The organism is Streptomyces sp. NBC_01390, assembly GCF_045040105.1.
In the GTDB taxonomy this organism is placed as follows: Bacteria; Actinomycetota; Actinomycetes; order Streptomycetales; family Streptomycetaceae; genus Streptomyces.
Map to the genome: position 1 here is coordinate 8,959,838 of NZ_CP109551.1, position 15,833 is coordinate 8,975,670.

14 protein-coding genes are annotated in these 15,833 nt (G+C 69.8%); 9 read left to right on the top strand and 5 right to left on the bottom strand.

The genetic code is table 11. The features are described 5' to 3' along the window. Positions 1-40 precede the first annotated feature (40 nt). The gene (locus OG241_RS40300; protein WP_319095154.1) at positions 41-556 is read right to left on the bottom strand and encodes an Lrp/AsnC family transcriptional regulator; all 516 of its coding nucleotides are present in this window, start codon (positions 554-556) and stop codon (positions 41-43) included. A 196-nt stretch (positions 557-752) separates the two neighbouring features. Between OG241_RS40300 and OG241_RS40305 the strand changes: the two genes are divergently transcribed. Together OG241_RS40305 and OG241_RS40310 are read left to right on the top strand one after the other, a co-directional pair. Then, positions 753-2,192 (top strand): gamma-aminobutyraldehyde dehydrogenase, encoded by a 1,440-nt coding sequence (locus OG241_RS40305; RefSeq protein WP_405822710.1) that lies wholly within the window; start codon positions 753-755, stop codon positions 2,190-2,192. 145 nt (positions 2,193-2,337) lie between these two features. Beyond that, the gene (locus OG241_RS40310; RefSeq protein ID WP_405822712.1) at positions 2,338-2,871 is read left to right on the top strand and encodes a hypothetical protein; all 534 of its coding nucleotides are present in this window, start codon (positions 2,338-2,340) and stop codon (positions 2,869-2,871) included. Here the strand turns inward: OG241_RS40310 and OG241_RS40315 are convergent. After that, a complete protein-coding gene (locus tag OG241_RS40315) occupies positions 2,861-4,039 on the bottom strand; it encodes a serine hydrolase domain-containing protein (RefSeq protein WP_405826700.1) in 1,179 nt (392 codons plus the stop codon). The genes OG241_RS40310 and OG241_RS40315 overlap by 11 nt on opposite strands. A 315-nt stretch (positions 4,040-4,354) precedes the next feature. Here OG241_RS40315 and OG241_RS40320 point away from each other — a divergent pair, with 315 nt between their 5' ends. After that, positions 4,355-6,049: an RNA polymerase sigma factor gene (locus tag OG241_RS40320; RefSeq protein WP_405822714.1), complete on the top strand. Its 1,695-nt coding sequence runs from the start codon at positions 4,355-4,357 to the stop codon at positions 6,047-6,049. A gap of 34 nt (positions 6,050-6,083) precedes the next feature. Here the strand turns inward: OG241_RS40320 and OG241_RS40325 are convergent, their stop codons facing one another. Together OG241_RS40325 and OG241_RS40330 are read right to left on the bottom strand one after the other, a co-directional pair. Continuing rightward, positions 6,084-6,767 (bottom strand): glycerophosphodiester phosphodiesterase, encoded by a 684-nt coding sequence (locus tag OG241_RS40325; RefSeq protein ID WP_405822716.1) that lies wholly within the window; start codon positions 6,765-6,767, stop codon positions 6,084-6,086. A gap of 36 nt (positions 6,768-6,803) precedes the next feature. Further along, positions 6,804-7,868 (bottom strand): adenosine deaminase, encoded by a 1,065-nt coding sequence (locus tag OG241_RS40330; protein WP_405822717.1) that lies wholly within the window; start codon positions 7,866-7,868, stop codon positions 6,804-6,806. Positions 7,869-8,145: 277 nt separating this feature from the next. Between OG241_RS40330 and OG241_RS40335 the strand changes: the two genes are divergently transcribed. Continuing rightward, positions 8,146-9,108, top strand: coding sequence for a DUF4190 domain-containing protein (locus OG241_RS40335; RefSeq protein ID WP_405822719.1), 963 nt, complete (start codon positions 8,146-8,148; stop codon positions 9,106-9,108). A 124-nt stretch (positions 9,109-9,232) separates the two neighbouring features. Here OG241_RS40335 and OG241_RS40340 read toward each other — a convergent pair whose 3' ends face one another. Continuing rightward, positions 9,233-9,850 (bottom strand): NADAR family protein, encoded by a 618-nt coding sequence (locus tag OG241_RS40340; RefSeq protein WP_405822721.1) that lies wholly within the window; start codon positions 9,848-9,850, stop codon positions 9,233-9,235. A 177-nt stretch (positions 9,851-10,027) separates the two neighbouring features. Between OG241_RS40340 and OG241_RS40345 the strand changes: the two genes are divergently transcribed. From OG241_RS40345 to OG241_RS40365, 5 genes are read left to right on the top strand one after another with little or no spacing between them, the layout of a single operon-like run. After that, positions 10,028-11,551: a gamma-aminobutyraldehyde dehydrogenase gene (locus OG241_RS40345; RefSeq protein WP_405822723.1), complete on the top strand. Its 1,524-nt coding sequence runs from the start codon at positions 10,028-10,030 to the stop codon at positions 11,549-11,551. A 57-nt stretch (positions 11,552-11,608) separates the two neighbouring features. Beyond that, positions 11,609-12,856, top strand: coding sequence for a PotD/PotF family extracellular solute-binding protein (locus tag OG241_RS40350; protein WP_405822725.1), 1,248 nt, complete (start codon positions 11,609-11,611; stop codon positions 12,854-12,856). 53 nt (positions 12,857-12,909) lie between these two features. Beyond that, positions 12,910-14,073 carry an ABC transporter ATP-binding protein gene (locus OG241_RS40355; protein WP_405822727.1) on the top strand — a complete coding sequence of 388 codons (1,164 nt, stop codon included), beginning with the start codon at positions 12,910-12,912 and terminating at the stop codon, positions 14,071-14,073. Then, the gene (locus tag OG241_RS40360) at positions 14,073-14,999 is read left to right on the top strand and encodes an ABC transporter permease (RefSeq protein WP_405822728.1); all 927 of its coding nucleotides are present in this window, start codon (positions 14,073-14,075) and stop codon (positions 14,997-14,999) included. The genes OG241_RS40355 and OG241_RS40360 overlap by 1 nt, the downstream gene beginning before the upstream one ends. After that, positions 15,000-15,812, top strand: coding sequence for an ABC transporter permease (locus OG241_RS40365; protein ID WP_405822730.1), 813 nt, complete (start codon positions 15,000-15,002; stop codon positions 15,810-15,812). It abuts the gene before it with no gap. The last annotated feature ends 21 nt before the right edge of the window (positions 15,813-15,833 follow it).

Sequence of the window (15,833 nt, forward strand, 5' to 3'; positions counted from 1 at the left end):
CTGAGGTCCTTGGAGCTGTGGCTGTCGGTGGTCGTCACGGTTATCGGGTTCCCCACATGTAGGTCTGCTTCTTGAGCTTGAGGTAGACGAAGCTTTCGGTGGAGCGCACGCCGGGCAGAGCCCGTATGCGTTTGTTGATGACGTCCAGCAGGTGGTCGTCGTCCTCGCAGACGATCTCGGCGAGGATGTCGAAGGAGCCCGCGGTCATCACCACGTACTCGACTTCCGACATGGCGCTCAGGGCGTCGGCCACGGGGTCCAGGTCGCCGTCGACGTTGACGCCGACCATGGCCTGCCTGCGGAAACCCACGGTGAGCGGGTCCGTGACGGCGACGATCTGCATCACGCCCTGGTCGAGCAGCTTCTGGACGCGCTGGCGCACGGCCGCCTCCGAGAGGCCCACCGCCTTGCCGATCGCCGCGTACGGTCTGCGGCCGTCCTCCTGGAGCTGCTCGATGATGCCGAGGGAGACGGCGTCCAGCTGGGGGGTGCCGTTCCTGGACTCGCGGGAGTCCCTGTGCTCTGCGCTTCGACTGGCCACGCGCTCACTGTGCACGAGGAGTCGACGGTTTCGCAAGGCTCGATCGATGAAATTCGTTGTTCATGGACGCTTGTCTTGCGGATTTCGCAGCTTGCGAGGCGCCGGGGGTGTTGAAAACGTCGGACTGCGGAATAGGGTGGGTGTCTCAGTCAATGGACACCGAGCCGGTCGACCCCCGAGTCGATCGACATCCGAACCTGGAGGGCCGGCAGTGAGCACCGAGCTGCGTCGTCTGCGCAACTACATCGATGGTGAGTTCCGGGACGCCGCCGACGGGCGGACCACCGAGGTGGTCAACCCCGTGACGGGCGAGGCGTACGCGACCGCGCCGCTGTCCGGGCAGCCGGACGTCGACGCCGCCATGGCGGCGGCCGCCGCCGCGTTCCCCGCCTGGCGCGACCAGACGCCGGCCGAGCGGCAGAAGCATCTCCTGAAGATCGCGGACGCGTTCGAGGAGCGCGCCGAGGAACTCATCGCGGCCGAGGTGGAGAACACCGGCAAGCCGATCGGACTCACCCGGTCCGAGGAGATCCCGCCGATGGTGGACCAGATCCGTTTCTTCGCGGGCGCGGCCCGGATGCTGGAGGGGCGCAGCGCCGGCGAGTACATGGACGGGATGACGTCGATCGTCCGGCGCGAGCCGGTCGGGGTCTGCGCTCAGGTCGCGCCCTGGAACTACCCGATGATGATGGCCGTGTGGAAGTTCGCCCCGGCGATCGCCGCCGGCAACACCGTGGTGCTCAAGCCGTCGGACACGACGCCCGCGTCCACGGTGCTCATGGCGGAGATCATCGGTTCGATCCTGCCCAAGGGCGTCTTCAACGTCGTCACCGGCGACCGTGACACCGGCCGGCTGATGGTCGAGCACCCGACGCCGGCGATGGCGTCGATCACCGGTTCGGTGCGCGCGGGTATGCAGGTCGCCGAGTCCGCGTCGAAGGACCTCAAGCGCGTGCACCTGGAGTTGGGCGGCAAGGCGCCGGTCGTCGTGTTCGAGGACACCGACATCGCCAAGGCCGTCGAGGACATCTCGGTCGCGGGCTTCTTCAACGCGGGCCAGGACTGCACGGCGGCCACGCGCGTTCTCGTCCAGGAGTCCATCCACGACGAGTTCGTCGCCGCGCTCGCCAAGGCCGCCGCCGAGACGAAGACCGGGCAGCCGGACGACGAGGACGTGCTGTACGGGCCGCTCAACAACCCGAACCAGCTGAAGCAGGTCTCCGGCTTCATCGAGCGGCTGCCCGCCCACGCCAAGGTCGAGGCGGGCGGTCACCGGGTCGGCGAGAAGGGCTACTTCTACGCCGCGACGGTCGTGTCGGGCCTGAAGCAGGACGACGAGATCATCCAGAACGAGGTCTTCGGCCCGGTCATCACCGTCCAGTCCTTCACGGACGAGGCGCAGGCCGTGGGATGGGCCAATGGCGTGGACTACGCCCTCGCGTCGTCGGTCTGGACGAAGGACCACTCGCGGGCGATGCGGATGTCGAAGGTCCTGGACTTCGGCTGTGTGTGGATCAACACCCACATCCCGCTGGTCGCGGAGATGCCCCACGGCGGCTTCAAGAAGTCCGGCTACGGCAAGGACCTCTCGGGGTACGGCTTCGACGACTACACGCGGATCAAGCACGTCATGACGTCGCTCGGCGGCTGACCGGCTGACCGGCTGACAGTGACACGCGCGCGGCCCCGGACGGGAGTTCTCCGTCCGGGGCCGCGCGCCGTGGCGGTGCGGCGGTGCGGCGGTGTGGTGCGGCAGCACTTTTGAACGTGTTCAACTTGAGCGTATGCTGCCTTTCATGAGCGACAGAGCCGCCCTGCTCAAGGGCATTCGCGCCTGGTTGGCCCTCTTCGTCGTGTGTCTGGTGCTCAGTGGCGCCACGGCCTTCCCCCTCGTCCACGAACTGCGCTGGACCGAGAGTCTGTTGAGGGCCCTGTCCGTACCCGAGCACCTGCCCGGGGTGATGGAGTGGATCCAGCGGGTACGCGAGGGCCTCGACGCCACCGACGAGCGCTACCCCTTCGTCCTCTACGGCACGGACTGGCTCGCCTTCGCCCACCTCGTCATCGCGGTCGCCTTCTACGGGCCCTACCGCGACCCCGTACGCAACATCTGGGTCGTCGAGTTCGGGATGATCGCCTGCGCGGGGATCGTTCCGCTCGCGCTTATCTGCGGGCCGGTCCGGGGAATTCCCTTCTGGTGGACGGTGATCGACCTGTCGTTCGGGGTGTTCGGGGTGATCCCACTGTACGTCGTCCGGAAGCGGATCAAGCGGCTGGAGGCACTGACGGCGACGCCCCCGCCCCCGGTCGCGGCCGGCGTCACGGTGTGAAGGCCGCCCGAACGATGCGCTCGGCGACGGGGTTCAGGCCCTGGCCCTTGGCGTCGGTCGAGTTGACGCTGTAGACGAGGGTGCGGGACAGGTCGCGGGTGGCGGCGATGAGCGAGTTGTAGCCCCACCGGCCGCCCGACTTCAGCCACAACTCCGTACCGTCGTCGGTGACATACCGCTGCAGGCCCGCGCTCATCGTGGCGCCCGGCACGTCGGCCGGGACGGTGAACATCTCCTCCAGCTGCGGCTGTGGCACGACCCGGCCGCGGAACAGGGCCGTCAGGAACCGCTCCAGGTCCGCCGTCGTGGTGATCATGGCGCCCGCCGCCCAGGTGTCCGTGGTGCCCCACACCGTGACATCGCGGTACTCCGTCGTGCCGTCTGCGCGCGCCACGGCCTGGTACCCGTGGTTGTGCGGCCCCCGGATGTCCGGGTCGACGCCGGGGAAGTACGTGTTCCGCAGGCCCAGCGGGGCGAAGACGCGGCGAGCCGTCTCCCGTTCGTACGAGTGGCCGGTGATCCGCTCGATCAGCAGCCCGAGCGCGGTGTAGTTGATGTTGAGGTAGTGCTGCTGGGTGCCGGGCGTGAACTCGGGCTGCTTGGCGGTGGCGTTGGCGACCATCTCACGAGGCGAGCGAAGGTCGAAGCGGTGCGCGTACCACTCCTCGAAGGTCGTACCGGTGCCGTCGGCGGCCGGGATGCCGCTGGTGTGGTTCAGGAGCATGCGTACGGTCACGCCCGCGTACGTGGTGGGGATCAGGTCCGGAAGGTAGTGGCGGGCCGGTCGGTCGAGGTCCACCTCGCCCTCCGCCGCGAGCTGGAGCACGACCGCCGCCGTGACCGCCTTCGTCGTCGATCCGGCCCGGAAACGCGCGTCGGGGTCCGCCGCCCGCCCGCTCGCCAGGTCGTGCACACCCGCGCTGCCGCGCCAGACACCGCCGGTGCCCCCGACCCGTACGAGAGCCGCCGTCGCGTCCCCGTCCGGTAACCCGGCGAGCGCGGCCCGCAGTGCCTTCGCGTCCGGTGCGGTGCCCCGCCCGGTCGCCGGGCCGGGAGTGGAGGCGGCCGACGCGGGAGCGGCGAGGGCGCCGGCCGGCAGGGCGAGGGTGAGCGTCAGGACGGTCGCGAGGGCCGAGGCGCGGACGGCGGTACGCGGGCGGAGGTGCATCTGCTGCTCCTGCGGGTTGCGGCTGGTGGGGATGCTCACATTCTTGATCCGCACGGAGTGACCGGGATCGTCGGCAAGAAGGACGCCCACCCTGGTGTCGCCCAAGGGGCAACTGGCCTACCACCTCCGGAACTTGTCGGGGATCGCACCTAGGGGCCGTGTCCTGGGCGGACTGGATGGCCTGGGGGAGGGGGCGAAAACTGTTATCGGCGGTGCCTCCGATCCGTCTCCTGAGGCGGCCCGGTGGCGACCCGGTGGGGAACTGGTGTGCAACAGGGCGACGTAAGGTGCACACACGTACGAGAAGGGGCTTTTGTGGACGGGCGCCAGTGGAGTTCCACCATCGCTGCGGCGCAGGCCGGTGACCGGCGGGCGCTGGACGAGCTGGTCGCGGGCTGGCTGCCGCTGGTCTACAACATCGTCGGCCGGGCGCTGAACGGTCACGCCGACGTCGACGACGTCGTGCAGGAGACCATGCTCCGGGCCGTCGACAACCTCGGGTCACTGCGCGACCCGGACAGCTTCCGGTCGTGGCTCGTCGCGATCGCGATGCGGCAGATCCGGGACCGCGCCCGCCGCCGTACCACCGACGCCCTGCGGGACGAGACCGCCGACGAGGCGGCCGACTTCGCCGAACTCACCGTGCTGAGGCTCCAGTTGGAGGGGCAGCGGCGCGAGGTCGCGGAGGCCGTGCGCTGGCTCGACGACGAGGACAGGCAACTGCTGTCGCTGTGGTGGCTGGAGGTCGCGGGCGAACTCACCCGCCGTGAGCTGGCGGCCGCCGTCGGCATCAGCCGGCAGCACGCCGCCGTACGCGTCCAGCGGATGAAGGAGCGCCTGGAGGCGTCGCGCGGAATCGTCCGGGCGCTCGACGGCGCCTGCCCCGACCTGCGGGAAGTGACCGCCCGCTGGGACGGCGACCCGGACTCCGTGTGGCGCAAGCGGCTGGCCCGGCACATCAGGGGGTGCGCGTACTGCGCGAGCCCCGGCGAAGCGGTCGTCGTACCGGCGGAACGGCTCCTCGTCGGCATCGCGCTGGTCCCGCTGCCCGTCGGGTTCACCCTGTCGCTGGCCTTCGGCGGCAAGACGGCTGTGGCCGCGACCACCGCATCCTCCGTCGGCTGGTCGGGCAAGGTGCTCGGCGCCCTGACCAAGCCGGCCGTCGCCCTGAGCGCCGGGGCGACGATCATCGCGGGCGGCGCCTATGTCGTCACGTCCCCCGCGAAGGACCCGACGCCGGCCGTGGGGGCACCCACGGCGCGTCCTCGGCCCCAGGCGCCCACCACCTCCGCACCCCCGTCCCCGTCCGCGTCCCCCTCGGCGTCGCCGTCACCCACACCCACCCATACGCCCACGCCCTCGGCGACCCGCCCCGAGCCGGACCTGTACGGCACGGTCGTCGACGCCGTCGACACGGCACCCGACCCGAACGCGCGGCCCGCCGCCCTCCCGCACCGACCCGAGGGCGGGATCACCAGCACCGGTGGCGCGCATGCCACCATGAACCACCGCGGGGAGGGCGTGACGCTCAGCGGCCAGGGCTATGTCCTCGTCCGCTGGCAGATCGTGACGCAGTACCGGACCGGCAGCCTGGTCATGCCGACCTGGACCGGCCTGAAGGGCAAGCTCTTCCACGTGGCCTCGGGCGGTGGCCGCCGGATGGACGACCGGGTCAGCAGCACCGACAGTTCCGCGACCGGCATGGGCAGCTCGACCACCGGCTACACCGTCCCGCCGGCCGGCACCCAGCAGATGTGGCAGAACGAGTACTTCTACGTCGACGGCAGCGTCACCCTCACCGTGAACGAACGGGGCGCCGACTACAACCTGAACGTCTTCCCGACGACCTGGGACAACGCGGAGGGCGACGTGACCACCGGGCCCCCCAAGGGTGTCATCCGCTACGGCCTGGTCCGCGACACCGGCCGGGACGACGCCCCCGTCCCGCAGTACGCCACCAGGGACGCCCCGGCCGACCCGGCGACGGTGGCTCAGGAGTCCCGTCTGTAGGGCGGCGTCGGCGTGCTCACGGGCCGGGACTCACTCATCCCTTCCGTAGCGCGCACAACGCGTCGATCCGGTTGGTGGTGATCGAGTCGACGCCCGCGTCCAGCAGTCGGCGCATGGAGCGACGGGTGTCCGGAGTCCACACCGACAGCAGGTGACCGCCCCGGTGCACCCGTGCCGTGAGCTGCCGGTCGACCAGGGTGAAGCGGTAGTTGAGCCAGCGCGGGCGGATCGCGGTCAACAGGGCGGGCCGCGGGGGCGCGAGGGTCTTCCAGGTCAGGGCGATCTCGGCGGACCGGTCCGCCGCGCGCACCGCGAGCATCGCCGGAGCGTCCGCGCAGTAGTACACGCGTTCCTCCGCCGCGCACTCCCGGACCACGTCCACCACCCGCCGCACCGCCCGCACGTCGGGCGACCCCGGCAGATCGATCATCACCCGGCTGCCCTCGGTCACGGCCAGGGCCTCCGCGAGCGTCGGCACCCCGCCCTCCGTCAGCCCGCGCACCTCGGCCGCCGACAGCGCGGCCAGCGGCCGATCCTGTTCCCACAACCGCTTCAGGGTCGCGTCGTGCAGCAGCACGGGCACGCCGTCGCGGGTGAGCCGTACGTCGATCTCGACCGCGTCCGCGCCCCGGTCGAGCGCGGAACGCAGCGAGTCGATCGTGTTCTCACGGGCGCGGTAGGGGTCGCCGCGATGGGCCACGGCGGTCACGTTCTGCATGGGCCCATTGTGCGCGGGCGGGGACAGCGATGTTTCTCAGGGGGCGAGCCACGCCGAGGTGTACGTGTCGATCTCGGCGGCCAGCGTGGCCTTGCCCGCCGGGTCGAGGAACGATGCCTCGACGGCGTTCTTGGCGAGGTCGGCGATACCCCACTCGTCGAGGTCGAGCAGCCGGGCGGCGACCGCGTACTCGCTGTTGAGGTCGGTGCCGAACATCGGCGGGTCGTCGGAGTTGATCGTGACGAGGACGCCGGCCCGCACGAACTCCCTGAGGGGGTGCTCGTCGAGTGTACGGACGGCGCGTGTGGCGATGTTGGAGGTCGGGCAGACCTCCAGGGCGATGCGCTGCTCGGCGAGGTGGGCGAGCAGTTCGGGGTCCTGCGCTGAACTCGTCCCGTGCCCGATGCGCTCGGCGCGCAGATGGTTCAGCGCGTCCCAGACCGTCTCCGGGCCGGTGGTCTCGCCCGCGTGCGGCACCGACCGCAGTCCGGCGGCGATCGCCCGGTCGAAGTACGGCTTGAACTGCGGCCTCGGTACGCCGATCTCGGGCCCGCCGAGCCCGAACGACACCAGCCCCTCCGGGCGCAGCCGGTCGTCGGTGGCGAGGCGCACCGTCTCCTCGGCGGATTCGAGCCCGGCCTCGCCCGGGATGTCGAAGCACCACCGCAGCACGGTCCCGAAGTCGGCCTCGGCCGACTTCCGGGCGTCCTCGATCGCGTCCATGAAGGCTCGGTCGTCGATACCGCGGCGGACGGACGAGAACGGGGTGATGGTCAGCTCGGCGTACCTGACCTGCTGCCGTGCCATGTCACGGGCGATCTCGTACGTCAGCAGCCGCACGTCCTCGGGTGTGCGGACGAGGTCCACGACGGACAGGTACACCTTGATGAAGTGGGCGAAGTCCGTGAACGTGAAGAAGTCGGCCAGGGCCTCGGGATCGGTGGGCACCGCGGAGTCGGGGTGGCGGGCGGCCAGCTGCGAGACGATCCGGGGGGAGGCCGAGCCCACATGGTGGACGTGCAGTTCGGCCTTGGGCAGCCCGGCGATGAAGGCGTGCGGGTCACGGTCGCCGGCTGCGGCACGCTGGTTGTGGTCGGTCAAGGGTTCCTCCCCGGGAACGGCGCCCCGGACCGGGCGACGGTCGGCGGGACGCGGGTGATCGGCTGATCGATGACTCGAGGATCATCGTAGGCCGGGCGCGCGGGCGGGCGCCCGTGGATTCCGCCCGGAGGCGGGAGAGGGCAGCCGGCAGGTGGGAGGGCAGCCGGCAGGTGGGAGGGCAGCCGGCAGGGCCGGGCGGGGATGCCGGAGGTGCCCGGTCGTCCGGCGATCGGCGGGTCGTAGCATGACGGAACGTACGAACGAGGGGACCCCACGCATGTCCGACGCCGCGCAGCCGTCGCAGTCACCGGAGAACGTCCCTGCGGAGGGGGCGAGTTCCGAGGGCGCGGCGACCGGCGAAACCGTCAGCGACAGCCCCGCCAGCGGCACACCCGCGCGGGTCCCGCTCGACAAGCCGCCGGCTCCGTCCGCCCCCGCCGGCACGGCAGGTCCGGACGCCGAGTTCGATCCCTGGGCGCCGCCGGCAGAGGACACCCCTCGCCCGGGTTCCGTCCCCGACGGTCCCGGGGGCACGGTGTTCTGGAACAACGGGGGCGCCACCCCACCCCCTCCCTCCGTCCACAACCACCCCACGGTCACCTCGACGCCGGCGGACCAGGCACCCCGGCCCTGGGCCAGCCCCTTCGCCGCACCCGGCGCTCACCCGGCCGGCACCCCGCAGGACAACCCGTTCGCGCCCCCGGTCCCGGGGGCCTCCTACGCCCAGCCCGCCGCGCCCGGCGAGCCGGTTCCGCCGCCGCCGATATCGCCCGACGGCCCCGGACAGGCCCCATACGCCTACCAGCCGCCGTACCCGGCAGGACCGGGCTACGGCTACCCGCAGCAGCCCGGATACGGCGGCCCCGGCCCCGGGTATCCCTCGCCCCCGATGTACGGCGGAGGTCCCGGCTACGGCTGGGCCCCCATGGCGCCCCAGCCCAGAAACGGGTTGGGTACGGCCTCGCTCGTCGTCGGCATCATCTCGGCGGTCTTCTTCTGTCTCTGGCCGCTGGCGATCATCCTCGGCATCCTCGCCGTGATCTTCGGCCTGATCACCCGGGGCCGGGCCCGCCGGGGCCAGGCGACCAACCCGGGCCAGGCGCTGGCCGGAATCATCTGCGGTGCCGTCGCCATCGTCATCGCCGCCGCCTTCGGGGTCCTCACCATCGTGTTCGGCGACGAGGGCTCCGCGAACGAGATCGACGGCAGTTTCTCGACCTCCCTGTCCCAACGGGTCTGACGAGCGGTCGGCCCGGCAGCTCCGAGCGGTCCCGGGAGGTGGGGTGCGGAATCGGCACCCCACGTCCCGGAACCGTCTCGACGGGTCTCGAGGGCGGGCGAAACGCCTCTCCGGGGCCAGGTGCCTAGCCCGCCCGCAACCGCTCCCGCGCCGCCATCAGGGCGAACCCCAGCAGGTTCGGCCCCCGCCATCGGCCGGGATCCATCGCCGCCTCGTCGTCCGCGGCCAGGCCGATGCCCCACACGCGGTCCACCGGGCTCGCCTCCACCAGCACCCGCTCGCCCGTGCCCAGCAGAAACCCCCGCAGATCACTGTGCGCGGCGAACTTGTGGACGCTGCCCTCGACCACGATTTCGAACCGCTCGCGCTCCCACACGGCCTCGTCGAAGCCGCGCACGAGCCGCCCGGCCTTCTTCGCCAGGGCCGGGTTCGACGCCGTGACCGCCAGGCGCTCCGCCTCCGCGTCCTCGAACAGACGGGCCTTGGCGGCCATCATCCAGTGCTCGGCCGTCGCGTACTCCACGCCGTCCACCGAGAACGCGGACGGCCACCACTGGCTGAGACAGCTCGGCCCCACCCGGCCGTCCGGGCGTGGCCGGTGCCCCCAGAAGTGCAGGTACTTGACCCGGGCCCCCGCACGGACTTCCCTGGTCAGCGCCTCCAGCGAATTGATCTGCCCCGACTGCCCCGTATCACCCGTGATTCTCCCCATGCACGCGAGTCTGGCATTCACCACTGACATCGCGTCCTCGTATTTCCCGTCCCGCTGGACACCTGGTCGACAGATTTCGTCGCGTAACCAAATGGCAACAACGGAATCCCTTGTTGGAGTCCACTTACTCTGCCAGGATCGGCACTCAAATCGACCTGGAGCTACGTTGACCCCAGCAGTCCGGGGAGGGTCACGGAGGAGAGCGACATGCACAATCCGGGCCATCGCTTCCCGGCACAGGAGCGGCTCGCGGCCGGCGCGCAGTACATCGCGGGCCGGCTGACCCGCGGCACCTCCGGCCGTACGCACAGGGTCGTAGACCCCGCCACGGGCGACGCGGTCTACACGTACGAGCTCGCCGGTCCCGGCGACGTGGACGCCGCGGTCGCAGCCGCCCGCGCCGCCTTCCCGGGCTGGGCCGGAGCCACCCCGGGTGAGCGTTCCGACGCGCTGCACCGGTTCGCCGCCGTCCTCGCCGAGCGCGCCGAGGAGTTCGCGCGCGCCGAGTCCCTCCAGTGCGGCAAGCCGCTCAAGCTGACCCGCGAGTTCGACGTGCCGGGGACGATCGACAACACCGCGTTCTTCGCAGGCGCCGCCCGGCACCTCCAGGGGCAGTCGGCCGGGGAGTACTCCGGTGACCACACCTCGTACGTCCGCCGGGAACCCATCGGTGTCGTCGGGTCCGTCGCGCCCTGGAACTATCCCCTCCAGATGGCCGCCTGGAAGATCCTCCCGGCGATCGCGGCCGGCAACACGATCGTGCTCAAGCCCGCCGAGCTGACCCCGCTGACCTCGCTCCTCTTCGCCGAGGCGGCCACCGCCGCCGGGATCCCGGACGGGGTGATCAATGTCGTCACCGGGACCGGCAGGGAAGCCGGTGAGCATCTCGTCGGGCATCCCGATGTCGTCATGACGTCCTTCACCGGGTCCACGGCCGTCGGCAAGCGCGTCGCCGAGATCGCCACCGCCACCGTCAAGCGGCTCCACCTGGAACTCGGCGGCAAGGCGCCCTTCGTCGTCTTCGACGACGCGGATCTCGACGCCGCCGTCAACGGCGCTGTCGCGGGCGCACTCATCAACACCGGGCAGGACTGCACGGCCGCCACGCGCGCGTACGTGCAACGCCCGCTGTACGAGGAGTTCGTCGCGAAAACGGCTGCCCTTATGGACACCGTCCGGCTCGGCGATCCGTTCGCCCCGGGCACTGACCTCGGGCCGCTCATCTCGCACGCGCAGCGCGACCGGGTCGCCGGATTCGTCGAGCGGGCGCGTGCCTACGCGCGCGTGGTGACCGGCGGTGAGGCTCCCCAGGGGGAGCTGAAGAGCGGCGCCTACTACCGGCCCACCCTGGTCGCGGACGCCGCCCAGGACAGCGAGATCGTTCAGTCCGAGATCTTCGGGCCCGTGCTCGTCGTCCTGCCGTTCGACAGCGACGACGAGGGCATCGCGCTCGCCAACGACACGCCCTACGGTCTCGCCGCCTCCGCCTGGAGCCGGGACGTCTACCGGGCGAACCGCGCCACCCGCGAGATCAAGGCGGGCTGCGTATGGGTCAACGACCACATCCCGATCATCAGCGAGATGCCCCACGGCGGGTACAAGGCGTCCGGCTTCGGCAAGGACATGTCCGCGTACTCGTTCGAGGAGTACACACAGATCAAGCACGTCATGTTCGACAACACCGCGGTTGCCCGCAAGGACTGGCACCGCACGATCTTCGGGGACCGCTGACCGGACACAGGCCGACCGACCAGCGGCCGCACACCCTCCCGAAAGGGCATCACGCGCATGGAGCAGTACGAGCCCGACCGCCTCTCCCCGGCCCAGATGGCCGCCATGCGGCGCAGCTTCCGCAACGGCAGGGCCGCCCTGACCCGCCGGTCCCTGCTGCGTGCCTCCGCGGGCGGCGCCCTGGTGGCCGGCGGCCTCGGCGCGCTGACCGGCTGCGGCATCCCCGCGGCAGGCAAGACCGCGGGAGGCGTCTCGGCGGACGACCACTCGGCCAAGGAGAAGACCGTCAACTTCTCCAACTGGACCGAGTACATGGACGTCGACGAGAGCGAGAAGCACCATCCCACGCTCGACGCGTTCACCGAGCGGACCGGCATCAAGGTCAAGTACACCGAGGACATCAACGACAACGTCGAGTTCTTCGGCAAGATCAAGCCGCAGCTCGCGGCGGGCCAGGACACCGGCCGGGACATCATCGTCCTCACCGACTGGCTGGCCGGCCGGCTGATCCGGCTCGGCTGGGTACAGAAGCTGGACGCGTCGAACCTCCCGCACGCGTTCGCGAACCTGTCGGAGCAGTTCCGCAGCCCCGACTGGGACCCGGGCCGCGCCTACTCCTATCCCTGGCAGGGCATCTCGACCGTCATCGCCTACAACAAGAAGGCCCTGGACGGCGTAGAGGTGAAGTCGGTCTCCGACCTGCTCGACAACCCCAAGCTGAAGGGGCGCGTCGGGTTCCTCTCCGAGATGCGCGACAGCATCGGCATGACCCTGCTCGACATGGGCAAGGACCCGGCGAAGTTCACCGACGACGACTACGACGCGGCGATCGCCAGGCTCCAGAAGGCCGTCGACAAGGGCCAGATCCGCCGCTTCTCCGGCAACGACTACACGGCCGACCTGACCTCGGGCGACTTCGCGGCCTGTATCGCCTGGGCCGGTGACGTGGTCCAGCTCAAGGCGGACAGCCCGGACATCGACTTCATCATCCCGGACAGCGGATACCTCACGTCGAGCGACAACATGCTGATCCCCAACAAGGCGCGCCACAAGACGAACGCCGAGCGGCTCATGGACTACTACTACGAGCCCGAACCGGCCGCCGAACTGGCCGCCTACATCAACTACGTGTGTCCCGTCGACGGGGTGAAGCCGTACCTCGCCAAGATCGACAAGGACGCGGCGGACAACCCGCTGATCATTCCCGACGCGGCGATGGCCGCGAAGTCCCACGCCTTCCGGTCGCTGAGCCAGAAGGAAGAGACGGCGTACGAGGAGAAGTTCGCGAAGTTGACAGGGGCGTAGCCACGCCTGCCCCCAGCGGTGCGACACCCCTCCGACTCCCCAAGGACCACACCATGACCAGCACCAGCACAGACCACGGCGGCGACGTCCGTCTCTCCGGGATCAGCAAGAGATACGGCTCGTTCACCGCCGTACACCCCCTCGACCTCACCGTCCCGCAGGGCTCCTTCTTCGCTCTGCTCGGCGCCTCCGGCTGCGGGAAGACCACGACCCTGCGGATGATCGCGGGCCTGGAGGAACCTTCCTCCGGGACCGTCTTCCTCGGTGAGCAGGAGGTCACGAACCTGCCGCCCTACAAGCGGCCGGTGAACACGGTCTTCCAGTCGTACGCCCTCTTCCCGCACCTCGACATCTTCGAGAACGTCGCCTTCGGTCTGCGCCGGCGCGGCATCAAGTCGGTGAAGAAGCAGGTCGAGGACATGCTGGAGCTCGTCCAGCTCGGTGAACAGGCACGCAAGAAGCCGCACCAGCTCTCCGGCGGCCAGCAGCAGCGCGTCGCAGTGGCCCGTGCGCTGATCAACACCCCCAAGGTGCTCCTCCTCGACGAACCGCTCGGCGCCCTCGACCTCAAGCTGCGCCGCCAGATGCAGTTGGAGCTGAAGCGCATCCAGACCGAGGTCGGCATCACCTTCGTCCATGTCACGCACGACCAGGAGGAGGCCATGACGATGGCCGACACGGTCGCCGTGATGAACGGGGGCAGGGTCGAGCAGCTCGGCTCGCCCACCGATCTCTACGAGAACCCGAACACCACGTTCGTCGCGAACTTCCTCGGCACCTCCAACCTCATCGAGGCCGAGGTGGACACCAAGAGCGGCGACGAGATCGTCCTCAAGGCGGGCGGCGGCAAGCTGCTGCTCCCCGAGGCCCGATGTTCCGCACCGACCCGGACCGGCGGCAAGGTGCTGGTTGGGGTCCGCCCCGAGAAGATCTCCCTCACGCACGCGGACGACGCCGGCGACATCCCGGTCGGCCGCAACCGCATCACCGGGAAGATCGCCGCCACCAGTTTCATCGGCGTCTCCACGCAGTACGTCGTCGACAGCCCCGTCTGCCCCGAGTTCGAGGTGTACGTCCAGAACATCGACCGCGACGCCCGGCTGGCCCCGGGTGCGGAGGTCGTCCTGCACTGGAACCCGGCGCACACCTTCGGTCTTGACGCGGACCAGGACATAGACGCGGGCGTCGGGACGGTCGACGACGAGGCGGCCGTCTGATGGCCACCGCGACCCAGGCCGCGCCACCCCTGGCGCCCGCCCCGGCGAAGAAGCCCCCGCGCAGAAGAGGCCGCTGGACGCCGTACTGGCTGCTCCTGCCCGGCCTGCTCTGGCTGTTCGTGTTCTTCGCGCTGCCGATGGTCTACCAGGCCTCCACGTCCGTGCAGACGGGCTCCCTGGAGGAGGGCTACAAGGTCACCTGGCACTTCGCGACCTACTGGGACGCGCTGGCCGACTACTGGCCGCAGTTCCTGCGCTCGGTGCTGTACGCCGGTGCCGCGACGATCCTCTGTCTGGTCCTTGGCTATCCGCTCGCGTATCTGATCGCGTTCCGCGCGGGACGCTGGCGCAACCTGATCATGATCCTGGTCATCGCGCCGTTCTTCACCAGCTTCCTGATCCGTACGCTCGCCTGGAAGACGATCCTCGCGGACGGCGGGCCGGTCGTCGGCGCCCTCAACTCGCTGCACGTCCTGGACGTCACCAGCTGGCTCGGCATCACGGCCGGCGACCGGGTGCTGGCCACGCCGCTCGCGGTGGTGTGCGGTCTGACGTACAACTTCCTGCCGTTCATGATCCTGCCGCTCTACACCTCGCTCGAACGCATCGACGGACGGCTGCACGAAGCGGCCGGCGACCTCTACGCCAGGCCGTTCACGACCTTCCGCAAGGTCACCTTCCCGCTGTCGATGCCGGGAGTCGTCTCGGGGACGCTGCTCACCTTCATCCCGGCGAGCGGCGACTATGTCAACGCCGACCTCCTCGGCTCCACCGACACCCGCATGATCGGCAACGTCATCCAGACGCAGTTCCTGCGCATCCTCGACTATCCGACGGCCGCCGCCCTCTCCTTTCTCCTCATGGCCGCGATCCTCGTCATGGTCACCCTCTACATCCGCAAGTCCGGAACGGAGGACCTGGTTTAAATGGCCTTCGTGAATTCGATCGGGCGCTGGCTCAAGAGCCATTTCGTCGTCATCGCCGGACTCGTCACCCTCGGCTATCTGCTGCTGCCGAACGTCGTTGTCACGGTGTTCTCCTTCAACAAGCCGAAGGGCCGCTTCAACTACGAGTGGCAGCAGTTCTCGACGGACGCCTGGCGTGATCCCTGCGGCGTCGCCGGTATGTGCGGCTCGCTCTCGCTCAGCCTGCGGATCGCCTTCTGGGCGACCATCGGGGCGACCGTCCTCGGCACGATGATCGCCTTCGCGCTGGTGCGGTACCGCTTCCGCGCGCGGGGCGCCGTCAACTCGCTGATCTTCCTCCCGATGGCGATGCCCGAGGTCGTCATGGCGGCCTCACTGCTCACCCTGTTCCTCAACCTGGGCGCCCAGCTGGGCTTCTGGACGATCCTGATCGCCCACATCATGTTCTGCCTCAGCTTCGTCGTCGTCGCCGTGAAGGCCCGGGTGATGTCGATGGACCCGCGCCTGGAGGAGGCCGCCCGGGACCTGTACGCGGGGCCGGTGCAGACCTTCGTACGCGTCACCCTGCCCATCGTGGCCCCCGGGATCGCGGCGGGCGCGCTGCTCGCCTTCGCGCTCTCCTTCGACGATTTCATCATCACCAATTTCAACGCGGGCTCGACCGTCACCTTCCCCATGTTCGTCTGGGGTTCGGCGCAGCGCGGAACGCCCGTTCAGATCAATGTCATCGGTACGGCCATGTTCCTGATCGCCGTACTGTTCGTGCTGACCGGAATGGTCATCGGCAACCGCCGAAACAGGCAGAAGAACTAACTTCTCGTAGGGAGTTGGAAT

Bases quoted from the DNA above. Each gene is read 5' to 3' on its own strand.
- OG241_RS40365 (WP_405822730.1), top strand. From the start codon at position 15,000: ATGGCCTTCGTGAATTCGATCGGGCGCTGGCTCAAGAGCCATTTCGTC.
- OG241_RS40360 (WP_405822728.1), top strand. From the start codon at position 14,073: ATGGCCACCGCGACCCAGGCCGCGCCACCCCTGGCGCCCGCCCCGGCG.
- OG241_RS40335 (WP_405822719.1), top strand. From the start codon at position 8,146: ATGTCCGACGCCGCGCAGCCGTCGCAGTCACCGGAGAACGTCCCTGCG.
- OG241_RS40340 (WP_405822721.1), bottom strand. From the start codon at position 9,850: ATGTCAGTGGTGAATGCCAGACTCGCGTGCATGGGGAGAATCACGGGT.
- OG241_RS40350 (WP_405822725.1), top strand. From the start codon at position 11,609: ATGGAGCAGTACGAGCCCGACCGCCTCTCCCCGGCCCAGATGGCCGCC.
- OG241_RS40325 (WP_405822716.1), bottom strand. From the start codon at position 6,767: ATGCAGAACGTGACCGCCGTGGCCCATCGCGGCGACCCCTACCGCGCC.
- OG241_RS40310 (WP_405822712.1), top strand. From the start codon at position 2,338: ATGAGCGACAGAGCCGCCCTGCTCAAGGGCATTCGCGCCTGGTTGGCC.
- OG241_RS40345 (WP_405822723.1), top strand. From the start codon at position 10,028: ATGCACAATCCGGGCCATCGCTTCCCGGCACAGGAGCGGCTCGCGGCC.
- OG241_RS40315 (WP_405826700.1), bottom strand. From the start codon at position 4,039: ATGCACCTCCGCCCGCGTACCGCCGTCCGCGCCTCGGCCCTCGCGACC.
- OG241_RS40355 (WP_405822727.1), top strand. From the start codon at position 12,910: ATGACCAGCACCAGCACAGACCACGGCGGCGACGTCCGTCTCTCCGGG.